Source organism: Alteromonas sp. KUL106 (assembly GCF_009811415.1).
Lineage (GTDB): Bacteria > Pseudomonadota > Gammaproteobacteria > Enterobacterales > Alteromonadaceae > Alteromonas.
On record NZ_BLIG01000018.1, the window covers coordinates 1 to 13,528 of the forward strand.

The window sequence follows — 13,528 nt, forward strand, 5'->3', positions numbered from 1 at the left end:
AATGAAGTGCGAGAATCGGTAAGTCGTGTACAAAGACAGCTTCCCGATGACGTTGAGCAGGTAGCCATTATTCGCGCAGACAGTGATGCCCAAGCGGTTGTAAGCTTGGCGATATCAAGCAACACGCTGGATATGGAAACCCTAACCGAACGAGTTGATACCGATGTCGCTCCGTTATTTCTGAGTATTCCGGGCGTGGCCGATGTCACCTTAAATGGCGACAGAGAGCGCGTACTTCGCGTTTCTGTTGACCCGCTGCGACTTACCAGTTTTGGTTTGTCAATGAGCGACATTGCCGATGCCTTGTCGTTGGCGCCTTTTGATGTGCCCGCAGGAAGCATTCAGTCTGCAGAGCAAGCTCTGATTGTTCGCGCTGATGCTACGTCTGTTTCTGCTGAAGATGTTGGCAATATTGTTGTAACCGGTGATATCCGTATTAATGATGTGGCCAGTGTGTTCTTCGGCCCTGCCGACACCACCAGCGTAGTTCGTCTTGACGGCACACCCGTTATCGGCGTAGGCGTAATTCGTCAAGCCAGTTCAAATACCATTGAGATATCAGATGAAGTTCTTGCGATGGTAAAAGACCTCGACAAACGCTTTACTGATATGAACATTGTGGTCACCGCTGACGATGCAGAATTTATTCGAGACTCAGTAAAAGAAGTGGTTATATCGCTAAGTCTTACCGTCGCTCTAGTGGTTGTTACATTGCTCGTATTTATCGGCTCATGGCGCGCGACTATTGTACCCGCGCTGTCTATTCCTGTTTCGCTGGCAGGTGCGCTAGCCATCATCTGGGGAATGGGCTTTTCGATTAACATTCTTACCCTGCTCGCCCTCGTGCTCGCCACAGGTATGATTGTCGACGATGCCATTGTGGTTTCTGAAAACATACAGCGACGCAGAAGTATGGGACTGGGCGCTCGCGCTGCCGCCGTCGTCGGTACCAGAGAGGTGTTTTTTGCAGTAGTTGCCACCACCGCAGTACTTGCTTCTGTGTTTATACCCATCGCATTTTTGCCCTCTACCGCAGGGCGGTTGTTTAGAGAGTTTGGTGGTGTACTGGCCGGCGCAGTCGTCATCTCATCTTTCGTTGCCCTATCCCTTGTTCCTGCATTAACTGCTCGGTTAAAGGTAAAACCGGCCAGTAAAGATGGCTTATTTAGTAAAACCTTCGGCAGATTTGGACATGCGTGTTTGCGCCTTTATCAAGCCTCGTTACTTAAAGCCCTCAAGTACGGTTGGGTTGTGGGTATTTTAAGCTTGGCTGCAGGCGGTGGTGCCTATATCTTGGCGCAAAATATCGATAATGAGTTACTTCCGAGTGAAGATAGAGGCACCATCCGTATATTTGCTCGAGGGCCCGATGGCGCTGGCTTAAACTTTATGGACAGGCAAGCAGAGAAAATGGAAGAATTGCTTATGCCTTATGTGGAAAACGGCACCATCGATTCTATTTACACTGTCGTTGGCTCTTGGGACCCCAATATCGTATTTATCACCGCGCCACTTAAGCATTGGGATGAACGAGACAAGTCCCTTCAAGATGTGGTCAATGAAATCCGTCCAAAATTACAGCAGATTCCAGGAGCCCCCGGTAATGCTTTTGGCGGCAATAGCTTGAATCTTCGAGGACAAGGTGGCGGTCTTGAAATAGCGCTTACCGGCGATACCTACGAAAACATTTTCAGCGCAGCGCAAAACTTTTCTCGCCAGCTTGAAGAAAACCTACCTGAACTGGGGCGGCCGCGAATAAGCTACGATCCCACGCAACCGCAAATGCGCGTCAATATCGACAGGCGTCGCGCTGAAGAACTAGGCGTGCCGCTTACCGATATTGCTAGTACCCTTCGTGCTGCGGTAAATGGCGATGATATTGCTGATTTGAACGTTGGCGACCAAGCGATACCAATTATGCTTCAAACCAATAATCGCAGTACGCTTGACCCGTCTGAACTCACCAGTCTTTACGTGAAAAGTAATGACGGTAATCTTGTTCCTCTTTCCAGTGTTGCGTTTATCAGCGAAGAAGGCGTTGCCGCTGAGTTAGAACGTCAGGCACAACGACGAGCAATAAAGGTCGAAATGGAACTCCCCGAAGATATTGCGCTTAGCGATGTTGTTGAGAAAATCCGGGCGTTGGCCCTTGATACTTTGCCTGATGGTATTGGCTTGGTATTTCTAGGCGAAGCACAGACTTTCGAAGAAACTTCAAAGCAGGTAGCACTGACCTATATTCTGGCTTTCGTGATTGTGCTGTTAGTTCTTGCTGCACAGTTTGAAAGCGTAAATAGCGCGATTGTTGTAATGCTTACCGTTCCCTTTGGGATAGCGGCGGCGGTGTATGCCTTATTCTTAACGGGAACCAGTATTAATATTTACTCGCAAATTGGTCTGGTAATGCTTATCGGTCTTCTAGCCAAAAACGCAATTCTGCTTATTGAGTTTGCTGATCAACTTCGCGACAAAGGTTTTGATGTTTACGAAGCGATAGTTGAAGCAGGCAAAGTACGTTTACGCCCCATTATGATGACGTTAGTGTCAACTATTCTTGGTGGATTGCCGCTCATTCTTTCCACGGGGGCTGGTGCAGAAGCGCGTAATGCGATTGGCTGGGTTGTGTTTGGCGGCTTAGGCATTGCCGTTGTATTTACGCTTTACCTTACTCCTGTTCTTTATTTAGCACTCGCTCGCTTCACCAAACCTCGTGCAGATGAAAGCGCAAAACTAGAGAAAGAGATGGAGGATGCGCAAACACACGGTGTTTAGATGCCGAGCTCTTGTGCATTATAAATTAGAAAAACAACGCCATTATCCGGTCTGTTAGCGACGGTGCGCGTCGCTTCAGACTGCGATAACAATGCATAGATTATGTGTTTAAAGGTTTAATTAATCGCTTTTGCAGAGCGCGCTCCGCTCTGCTTTTCCGATAAATGCAACAAGCTGATCTACCATATCTTCAAAGTAAGGGTTATACGTCAGTCTGGCGTAAATATGAGGCATTTCTCCCTCTGTAGGTTCATAACCCCACGGCCCGAACCACACCTCCTCACCCGCGTTACAGCGCGCTTCTTTATCGCTGCTTTGACCGTTGTCACAAATTCGAAAATCACTTTGTGTGCCATATAATGAGTTATCCGCAGAAAACAGTGTACTCATATGTGATGCAGCGCTGATGCGCTGCTCTGGTATTTTCATGGTTTGCATGACGTATGTGCTTGAAGGCGCACTAGGCGTATTTTCTCCTTGCCACAATAAACACTTTCGAGGGTGCGTAAAGTTATCTCTAAACTGCTCGGCTATCGTTACTGTATCAACAACACTGTCTTTTTCAGCCACCACCATAAATATTGGAAGATTCAATGTGCTATCTGCAACTGCTGGCGCAGAAAACAAATCTTGCAGCACGTTCACGCTTTCTTGATAAGCTGCAAAACCTGGCATAGCGGTTGAGTTGTATCGACTGGGATTATCCTCTTGTTCAACATTGGGCCATGGAAACAATGAATCGATATACGGTGCCAATCGAGACACAAAAAAGCGCGACTTAAACGCGGGCGAAAAATGTATTAGCCCTTTTATGCCCAGTGGGTCAGCCAGGGAAAAACTGGCGATGGTAGTTAAGTTTGCTCCTGTTGAAAAACCACCAATATAAAGATTATCAACGTCTTCAGAAAAGAGCCGAATATGATGATCGGTTTCTTTTTGCCATTGCTCATAGCTTACGTTGAGCATATCGCCAGGTTTGGTGCCATGGCCTGGTAACAAAATCGTCCTCACATGCACCCTCTCCCGGCACAAAGCGCTTGCGATATCTCGAAAGAAAAAAGGCGAGTCACCCAACCCATGAACAAGAAGCACACCTGTATCCGTATATTGCGTACCGCATTCAAACGGCATATTCATGAATACTTCTTTCGCTTTGTCATTAGAAATAAACGCTCTATGCTTGTGAAGATAGGCGTCGACTTCTCTCAAATATTCACTATAGGGTGTGACCCCGACAGGAAACTGCTGTTCGCTGGCACTGAATTGAGAACTGTGTGAAGAAAGGCAACCGCTCAGCGCGAAAAGTGAAACAGAAGCGGCACAGGTGCATACCGCTTTCATAGCAAGGTTTGGCATAAATAATAGGTCTATTTTCGATACGCTAATTTATTGCAGAGTATCTTTTCCTGAGACGAGTGCCTTCGCCAATAATTTGTGAGTAAGAAGCGAAAGTAGTTCGGTTTCTTCTTCACTGCGCTCACCGTCCACACCGGTTATAGCCATAGCGACTTCCAATGTTTTTTCAGCATCAAATGACAAGTCGTTTTTTAAACCGCGCAAATAGGTAATTGCATCACCGGTGTCGATGGCCTTTCGAGTTTGATAAATTGTGTCGTTTAAGAAAGCTTCGCGGCAAATTGGGCTTTGCCAATCTAGCGATTCTACCATTGAACTAAGATAGTCTTGTTCTGATAGCGTCACCATACCGTCAACTTGATAAAGTAATACTGATAACTTGATTAGGGCCTGATTAAAGCTCTGTTGTTCTGATAATTGCATAACATCTTCCTCTTCGTACTGTACGCGGCAGTACCACAACATGCACTGCATCCTGCAGTCGCGATAGTTTTGTGCTTACATCACTGCTATTTAACATGGCTCGCAATTACTGCGCACTACTTTGCAATAACATAGACCATTGAATTGACCGTAATGTTACGCCGCAATGAAACTTTTAGTTCATCATGTTAAATAAGTGTAAACACTAAACATATTATAGGTGCTTTTTGACAGGTTCCAAGTCTTGAATCTGTCAAAATATGAGAATGTCTGTCGGTATTTGTGATGAGAAATCCACGTATAAAGAAAAGCATCAACTGAGACCGTGTCGGCTCTCGTTATTGTGATTTTAAAAACGTGAACGCCCAGCGGACGTTAACAGGTTGCCGCTAGGCATAATACAGATTGGTAAAAACCTAAGGCTATCTTAACCCTAGGGTGATGTCATTGATATAAAAGTTCCCTGTGTAGATATTATCATTTTGGCCATGAGGCTCTAATGCAAAAAACTGCTTATCTTGATCGTCCAAGGCTTGATAACCACCGATAACCTGATAGATCCACACTTCGGGGTCGAATTCTAGAGCGTGTTCTTCAAAATAATCCAAGGCGGTTTTAGGCTGGCCTGAGTCTATCACTTCACAGAAATATGCCTCTACTGCTGTTTGCAGTGGATCTTTCTCCAAGGATAAGGTTGATTGCTCAGTCACATCAATGTCTACGGGTTTAGTGTCTTCGTGTTTAGACTGACGTTTGTGTACATGGGTTAACGACGCCACTATATTTTGATAATCGTTTTCATGCTCAACGTTATTAACGTCTGGAGCGGCATTAGCAATAATAGCGTCCGATTGGTTAAACAACACAGGTACGTTTGTCAGGTTAGCGTAGTTGCCTGGGGCAAAATCAGGCTGCTGCTCCATGTGTAGCAAGAAACCTTTAAGTAGCCGTGTACGACCTTGGAACTCTCTGAATCGGCCTAGCAAATCAAGTAAGCGCGCTTGCACCACTGACAGCTCTTGTGCTGCTTTTGCAAAACGCTGCTGTAGCGACACTACCAGTAAGTGACGAAGTTCACGGTTAGAACCAGCCAGTTCACTTAATTCATCGAAGCGGAAGCACTCAAGCTGAGCCAGCAAGTCGGTCACTTGTCCTTGTGCCAATTCGTTTTCCCGAATTTTGGCTTCAACCGACGATACATAACCAAACTCATTGTTAATACGGCCAAACATGACACGTACACTGTTACTCAATGATTCAGAAAGCTGATAAACATGCTCGGTTAAATCGCCCATATGGGCTGCCGCTTCGTTGTATTTGTTGTAGTGAAGGGCTTCTTTATAGTGCTCAGTTAGGGTTTTAAGGCTTGCCAGCGACGCACCTATATTGGCATTTATGGTACGGTTGCGTTCGTCTTGTAAGCTGCCCTCTAACAGGATTCTTACCGCGCTTTTTAAACGTAGTTCGCTTTGTGCTTCCGGACGCCACAACACGCCTAGTTGAACAAGCTGTTCTAATACCTTTGGGCTGTGGTCTCGCTCTCTCACCGAACCGTTTACATACGCTTGCATAATAAGGTCGCTGTGACGGCCTAACGCATTTAATAGTTTGGCGCCCGCCTGAATTAAGACTTGGCTCATATTAAGCTACCTTGCGAAATGGCGGCCTCCGCCTGCTCAGATAAACTCAGCGCTTCGGTTTCGTCGATAAAACGTAGCATCTCATACAGGTGTTCTATTTTTCCCGTGCCTAGATAAATCTGTTTATCTGGGTTTGGCTTAATCAAATACCCCATTTCGGTTAAGCGTTTAAAAACCTGTTTTAACTGGCCGTCTAAATTCACGCTGGTAGAGCCGAACATGCGATACCGCGATATTTTTTCTAGCTGCTCAGCATAAGCGGGCGTGTCTTCTATCGTGGTTTGCAGTTCGTTTAAACGAATGGCGCTGCCCATGGTAATTGGCATGTCAGATTCATTAGCCTGTTGAACCAGCAACAACCACTCTACCAGAGGGACTAGGTTCGACGCCGTATCTTGAAACTGCTGCGTTAGCACCTTACGTTCGCTTTCACCAATGGTAAGGAAACTGGCAAAAAACACATCACCTTCAGCGGTAGTCGATAATGTGCGATTGAGTAGCGATAAATGAGGTTCTAACTGAGCAGCATTATCTCTAGATTTTAGAAAGCGCCACGCCTCTTCATCAGTCACCTGACAAATAAACGCGCCTTGTAAAAGTGCACTCAGTACACGGCCTTGTTCTGTCATCATGCTGATGTCTCCTCACCTGCTACTTCACCGTTCTTTTCTGCTTCTTTTTTTAGTTTAATGCGTGCGCCGATTGAGCTTGCTTTAGGTTGAACCACCTGCAGTTGGCGAGTTACCTTATCTATCAAGTAGCGGTTTTCAAATAGCGTCAGTACTTCCGACTCTGGGTTAGGAAACGCGCCGACGACACTGATGTTATTGTTTTGACATGCCTCAAAGATTTTCTTCACGTTGTTTTGGTGGAGTGTACCTAATTCATCAATAGGCCAATGCACCGTGGCATCAGCATCACCGCGCAGTAACCGGGTGAAAGCGAGTAAGAACTTACACAAGATAAGGTAGGCCATACCATGACTTGAAGACTCATTTAGCTGGCGGTCGGTACGAATGACAAGGTCACTTTTACCCTCACGTAGATGTAGCTCGATATCAAGTAGCTTGCTAATACCGCCGGTAAGCGCGGCACGACCTAGGATATCAAGAACCCGACGCATACTTTGGCCGTATTCTTCTTCCGGTAGCTCGTTGGCGCCCTCTTCCATCCAATGCTCGTAAAGCTTTCTGAATTGCTCAAGCTCAGGCCAAAATTCAAGCTCGCTTATACGTGAACGAATTTTAACGGCTGAGTCTGACACACCATCAAGAGACAGATCGCCGTCAACCTCTTGGGTAATACGACGGCTTTGCGACACAATGCGTTTGTCGATGTCGGCAAGCACAAAGTAATATTGTGAAAGGTCAGCCCCGAAAATACGGCCTTGCTCACGCAGGCCTTGAAGCTTCTGAGGAACAATGACATTAAGAAGCTGTGCTAAATGTGACACCATACGGCGGTGATCAAAGCTTTTCACACCGTGGGCATTCAGGGTAGCGCATTCCTCACGGGCACGTTCCCACGTATCTGATAAACCTGTACCGGCTTGCGCGGCAATAAGCTGATCGAACCTTTCTACGTAGGCGCGAATATCGCTAAGCAGGTTCTCCCGCTCTTGAAGTTGACTTTGCACCTCTGATATTCGCTGACCAATGCTGACATCGTCATGCTTGATCTCTGCTGTTTCATCACCGGCGTGCAATGTAAGCTTAGCAAGCGACTTACTTAACGTTTTAACCTGTTCAAGATGTTCGCTAGCTGTTTTAAGCGTCGCTTCTAGCTGCCCGTGCTGCTCTTGAAGCTGCTCTCTCGCCGCTTTATAGGTTGCTTGCTTACTTGCCAAATTACGTTCTGATTCACCTAATGACTTGCGGGCTTTAGATAAGCCTTCTTGCCAAACGACCTTTTGCTTAGTGAAAACATTGGTGTACCAACGCTCGTAGTCTGCTACTTTGTGACGATGTGTTTCGGTGCGTGTAATGTCTTCTTTAAGCTTGTTAATACGCTTTTTAAGCTGGCCTATTTCATCGACATCTACACCGCGATTGCTTAATTCGCTTTCTAGCCAATCTTGCATATCTTTACGGTCTTGGGCAGCGTTGTCTTTTGCTTTGCGCATATCGCTGTCTGCTTGAGAAATCCTCGCTTCACTATCGGCAATAAGCTGCTGCCAATGGAACTTGTGCTCGGTTTCTGCCTCGCGCTGCTGATCTTTAATTTCGTCACGGCTAAGTTCAAACTGTGCTTTCGCTTGCTTTTGTGACTGCTGGTTGGCTTCGAGCTTCGTTTTCGCCTTTTGTTTCCGTGCAGAAAGCGCCTGCTGGTATTCACTCAGTACCGTATCACGGTCTTGCTGGGCGCGTTTACGGCTGGCTTCCGCACTTTTTACAGCATTGTCTTTTTGGGTAACCACAAGTTCAGCGTTACGCACGTCTTCGTTCGCTTTTGCCAAGCGCTGTTCGCATTCATTTTGCGCTGCATGTGCCGCCGCCTGGCGTACTTCTGCCTCGTGTAACTGCTGTTTTAGCGCCTGCTCGGTGAAAGCATATTCGGGAGTATCCAACTCGGTGAGCGCTAGCTTTACGCCATTGAACGTATCGCTATCACTTGTCTTATCGGCTGCCATAGTAGGAGCGAGATCTGTACGCTCCAATAATTCAGGACGAATGACTTTACCAAGCGACAACTCCCAGTCGTCAACATTGGCTCTCAGAAATTCAAGCAGCGAGCCTTCGCCAGGATATAAAAGCGCGTTTATTTTATTTACCGCTTTTTCTTCGTTTTGAAATGCATTGCGCGCTTTATCTAATGCGTTGGAACATTCTTTACGAAATTCTACCGATTTACTGTGAGCTTGCTGAGCTTGTCTTAATTCGCCACGGGCGGTATCTTCATTGATTGATGCCTCTTTGATCGCTGCATCAAGAATATCAAGTTGAGATTGTTCAAACTCGTTGTACCCCGCATTACTTAATGATGCCTTAAGCTCCGCTTCAGCCACCTTTAGGGCGTTGAGGCTTGTTTGATAATCATTTTGTAGCGCACCTAGCTGCCCATTGTAATCGTCTCGAATGCGGCTGAGTGCCTCACGTTCGCTTTGCTGCTGCTCAGCTTTATTCTCAGCGGCCTCTTGGCGAGCGACAGACATTTCCTCCAACGTGATTGACAGCTTCTCACCCAGCTCAGCCAAGCGTTTGTTGTACGCTGATTCTATATCTTGATGCTTTTCAGTCAGTAACACATAGCGACTATCTGCCATTGCTTTTTCGTTTTGCCACTGCACTAAGTTGGCTACGTCTTCTTTAAGCTGTTCTATGTTTTCGTCTTGCCATTTATCGAATTCGCGCTCTACAGTGTCAAGTTCGCTGGTAAACTTCTCCACATCGGCGCGAGCAGAAGAAATAACTTGGTTTAAATGATCCCGAGTATCTCCCCACTCGCTGTCAGTTTGTTTACGCTGAAAGCTGTTTTCGTCAAGCTCATTTTTAGTCGTTTCAACACGTGCGGCCAGATAGGTCTTATCAAGTTCGAAGCTACGTTTAAGGTTAGCAAGTACTTGCTCTGTACTTGTTAATGCCATGTCAGCTTGTTCAAGTTTAGAAAACTCGGGGCGAATTTTGTCGAATTGCTTAATAAGGTGGCATTCTTTTATCCAGTCATCAACGCGATGACGGCTAAGACCCGAAGTCGGCGGCGTCACGCCGTCTTCTTCTAAAATAGCAGCAATCATAGCCTTAATGGTTTCCATCTTGCCTTCTTTAGAGTGAACCGCTTTTGCCAGTTTCTCTATATGACGCATGTGCTTGGAAGGCTCGCACAGGCTAAAAATTTTGGCATAGCCTAGCAGTTCACGAACATTGTTGCTTTGATTAAGCACACCGTGGTCATTTTGAATAATTGCGCGAAAATCTTTGGTATTAAGCAAGCTAGTAACCATGACGTTATTGCGCTTCATAGCACGGGCCAGTTCGGCGCTGCTCACGCTAGCGTGCTTACCGTTCTTTTGCTCTATTAGGTAGTCGCTGATTTCAAATGGCTTACCGATAAGGCGGTAGTTTACACCAGTACCATTTGAGCTTAGGACAGCTTGGCACAGGTCACCCTCGGCGCGGGCGTATTCGTAAATGATAAAGCTTGATAGACGCGGTAAGTACCAACGCTCGAAGCTGTCTCGCGTTGCCGGTACAACACGACTTGGGTATTCGCCGTAAAAGACGGGAATAAGTCGCTGAAGTGTAGTTTTACCCGACGCATTCGTACCACAAATATTGGTGTGGCCATCAAGCTTTAGCTCGACTACGCCCGGTAAATGCGTGTCGATAAGAATAATACGTTTTAAGCCTGCCATAGTGTTCCTGTATCAAAAACTCTGCTGCATGAACGCTCACACAGCGTCAAACTGTGCTTATCGTTGATTTTAGATAATTGCTTACCTTTGACGGTTGAGCACGCGCGCACGATGTAGCCTGTCAGTGTATTATGAATTGGCTAACTTGCACAGATGCCGAGTGATTTGTTGGTTATAAAGCGTGCTATTGCCGGTCCATTACAATAACGTTTCTCGCTTACCTCTACATAATGAAAACGGCAAAATAAAAACGGTATAGTAAGAACGGCATATTTCCGTACCTAAAAATCATCAATCAAGTCTATTTTATAAAAGAGTAAGAAATACACTTGCTGGTATTCAAAAAAGAATAAAGGCAAAGGGTTAAAAATGATTCGTCCGGGTGATAACGCGATACTCATTGATATTTACGAGACACATGTAGATAGGAGGCGCGGCTTATCAGACGACCACTTTATTCTTTCAAAATGGGGAATGTATTGCTCCACGCTAGAAATGGATAAGCTTCAGGAACAAGAAGAGCGGGAAAAGTTCGCTCACGTCGTCATAAGGGGCTGTAGAGAAAAAGAGGCTGTAGAGAAAAAAGAGGGTTTAGAGAAAAAAGAGGGTTTAGAGAAAAATGACAAAACTGAATACAAACCAGTACGGAGCATCTGGTCAACCTGAGGACCTTTTGCTGAGAATGTAAGCGTGTCTTTCTATAACGTTGAGATAAGCAACGCCAAAGGCGAAGCTTATCTCGACGACGTCATTTACTTCACTGACAACACGTAGACCGATTCAGGTGCTGGGTACATCGTGCTGAAGGTTGGCGCGACATCTCCTGATACTGAATTTAAAATGTTATCGAAACGAAGGATCATACCGTTTGACTTCTCAGCAACATAAACATGCCCATTACTTAGCATAAGGTCAACTGGATTTCCTAACAGGGAGTTGGGGCCCGCAATATTCACCGATACATCGGTTAAGCCATTGGCACTGTCGGCACCAGCTATTACATAAAGTTTGCCGTCAGTCGCATCAGCTGCACTACCTACATCAGAAATCACCAAGCTATCACTTTGACTATCATAATCGATTCCGTGAAGGTTAGTTGGAGCAGCAAAAGCGGTGCCCCCGCTTGCTGGCACAATAAGCCTGTCTTCGCCGGTAATGACGGTTTCACCGCTTTCCATTCTTCGCACGACTTCTTCAAATACGGCAACAGAGCCGTTTGTTAACGCTAAGTAAGCACTGTCCGTCGCTGGATCATAATCAACATCCCACGGACGGCCTCCGTTTGAAGCTTCGAGGGTTAATAATGGCGCAATATTGCCTGACGCACAGGGAGAAAAGACGCGCACCGCTGGCGTTGTTTCGTTCACGTCTGCGACAAATACGATCCCCTTCTCAGAAGAGATATCGAGACCTTTAGGCGCAATCAATCCTGTTTCACTTCCTACAATCATGTGGTCATAACTGTCGCTGTACATCATACCGTCTCGCTCAGTTTTAAGACGGTTTACAACAATTAACCCCCCAGTGGATGTAGCTGGATTGTCGAATGTGATAACGCCATCACCATTTGCCGTATACGCTGCACTTTCAATACTCATTGCACTATTAAAAGTACGTAGTTCGCTAGACAATACGGCACTGTATTGAGCGACCTGCCCCGTGGTTCCGCTGGCTGCAGAGGGGTTGCTTGTGACAGAAATCCCCATTATTGGCATCGGAGTAATTCCATCATCCGATGCGTCGGTCATCGCCGCGATGTCTGTCAATTCTGCTAGTGACTCAGGTTTGACTGAAGGCGAAGATAACGTTGGCGCTACGTCACCACTTTCACCATTGAAGATATTTGAAAACACCAAAATGGCGTCGTTTGATTTCTCAGCAACCCGTAAATCAGAACCTGTAAGTACGATGTCTACTGGGTTTCCTAGCTGCGTTGATGCACCACCAATGACTCGCGTAGGCACAACGGCACCGTCTGCAGTAGAAGCATTTTCCAGAACAAAAATCTGACCATCGTCAGCTACGGCAGCATCACCCACATCTGATAACACCATGCGGTTAGACATCGGCTCATAAGCAATACCATGAAGGTTTATTGATATTTGATTTCCATCAGCGTCAGAAGGCACGATTGAACGCATGACAGAAGGCGCAAATCCAGAGCCCGCCACATTATCGTATACAGACAGTGTACCGTCGGTTAGCGCGATAAATAATCTGTCATTCTGCTCGTCGTAAGCAAGGTCCCATGGTTTTGCGGATGTCATGATCTCTGCGATAGGTGTAACATCACCGGCGGCCTGGCCGCCAAACACACTGACTTTTTGGCCATTAAAATCAGCAACCATGATAAGGCCAGCTTTTTCAGCAAACGCTATGCCTTTAGGGTTAACCAAACCGGTAGCTGCGCCCGTGATTTCGTGTCCTTTACTCATCATGTAGTTAGATTGGGCATCAAAACCGCATAAACTTCTAAGCAGAGGCAAGTCGCTGTCTCCAGCCTGCACTAGCGAGCCGTTCTGGGTAAATACAATCCCTTCGTTTGCACCTGTTGTTACCGTGCTTAACGCATTTGCATTCTGATCGACAGCGGTCACTGTATTGCGATTGGCATCGCCATTGTTGGCCACAAGAAAGGTCGCTGCAGCAAAGCCTGGTGCTCCGTCTTGACCAGGTGCTCCGTCCTGACCGGGGGCGCCATCCTGGCCAGGTGCGCCATCAACACCATTCAATCCGTCAGAGCCGTCGTCACCGTTACAGGCGCTTAATGTAAAAACAATAGCCGTAGCTAAAAGCGATAATTTTAGTTTTTGTTGTGATGTTTTATTAAGTTCCATCATCATCTCCATACTTGTTGTCTAGCGAAGAGACGTTGCTTATCGGCAGCGAGTGCGATAGTTACTGCTCACGTCCTGTTCAACAAGCCAAACGTGCCAAGTAAGAAACTAGATGCAAAAAAATAAAAAAACCTCAACGCATTGCTGCT

Annotated in this window: 8 protein-coding genes; 2 read left to right on the forward strand and 6 right to left on the reverse strand. The window is 46.3% G+C overall.

From position 1 onward, the window contains the following. On the forward strand, positions 1-2,772 hold a 2,772-nt coding region (locus GVO63_RS06405; RefSeq protein WP_159578578.1), incomplete at its 5' end, for an efflux RND transporter permease subunit. 120 nt (positions 2,773-2,892) lie between these two features. Here GVO63_RS06405 and GVO63_RS06410 read toward each other — a convergent pair. The 5 genes from GVO63_RS06410 to GVO63_RS06430 form a co-directional block, all read right to left on the reverse strand. Then, a complete protein-coding gene (locus tag GVO63_RS06410; protein ID WP_159578580.1) occupies positions 2,893-4,128 on the reverse strand; it encodes a carboxylesterase in 1,236 nt (411 codons plus the stop codon). Between the two features lie 30 nt (positions 4,129-4,158). Beyond that, positions 4,159-4,551, reverse strand: a complete 393-nt coding sequence (locus GVO63_RS06415; protein WP_159493361.1) for a TerB family tellurite resistance protein — start codon at positions 4,549-4,551, stop codon at positions 4,159-4,161. 422 nt (positions 4,552-4,973) lie between these two features. Further along, positions 4,974-6,191 carry a phosphoenolpyruvate carboxylase gene (locus GVO63_RS06420; protein ID WP_159578582.1) on the reverse strand — a complete coding sequence of 406 codons (1,218 nt, stop codon included), beginning with the start codon at positions 6,189-6,191 and terminating at the stop codon, positions 4,974-4,976. Continuing rightward, the gene (locus tag GVO63_RS06425; RefSeq protein WP_159493363.1) at positions 6,188-6,823 is read right to left on the reverse strand and encodes a hypothetical protein; all 636 of its coding nucleotides are present in this window, start codon (positions 6,821-6,823) and stop codon (positions 6,188-6,190) included. Before GVO63_RS06425 ends, GVO63_RS06420 begins: the two co-directional genes overlap by 4 nt. Then, positions 6,820-10,542, reverse strand: a complete 3,723-nt coding sequence (locus GVO63_RS06430) for an ATP-binding protein (protein ID WP_159578584.1) — start codon at positions 10,540-10,542, stop codon at positions 6,820-6,822. The genes GVO63_RS06425 and GVO63_RS06430 overlap by 4 nt, the downstream gene beginning before the upstream one ends. 369 nt (positions 10,543-10,911) lie before the next feature. Between GVO63_RS06430 and GVO63_RS06435 the strand changes: the two genes are divergently transcribed. Next, a complete protein-coding gene (locus tag GVO63_RS06435) occupies positions 10,912-11,208 on the forward strand; it encodes a hypothetical protein (protein WP_159578586.1) in 297 nt (98 codons plus the stop codon). 86 nt (positions 11,209-11,294) lie between these two features. Here GVO63_RS06435 and GVO63_RS06440 read toward each other — a convergent pair whose 3' ends face one another. Beyond that, positions 11,295-13,379: a hypothetical protein gene (locus GVO63_RS06440; protein ID WP_159578588.1), complete on the reverse strand. Its 2,085-nt coding sequence runs from the start codon at positions 13,377-13,379 to the stop codon at positions 11,295-11,297. Positions 13,380-13,528 lie beyond the last annotated feature (149 nt).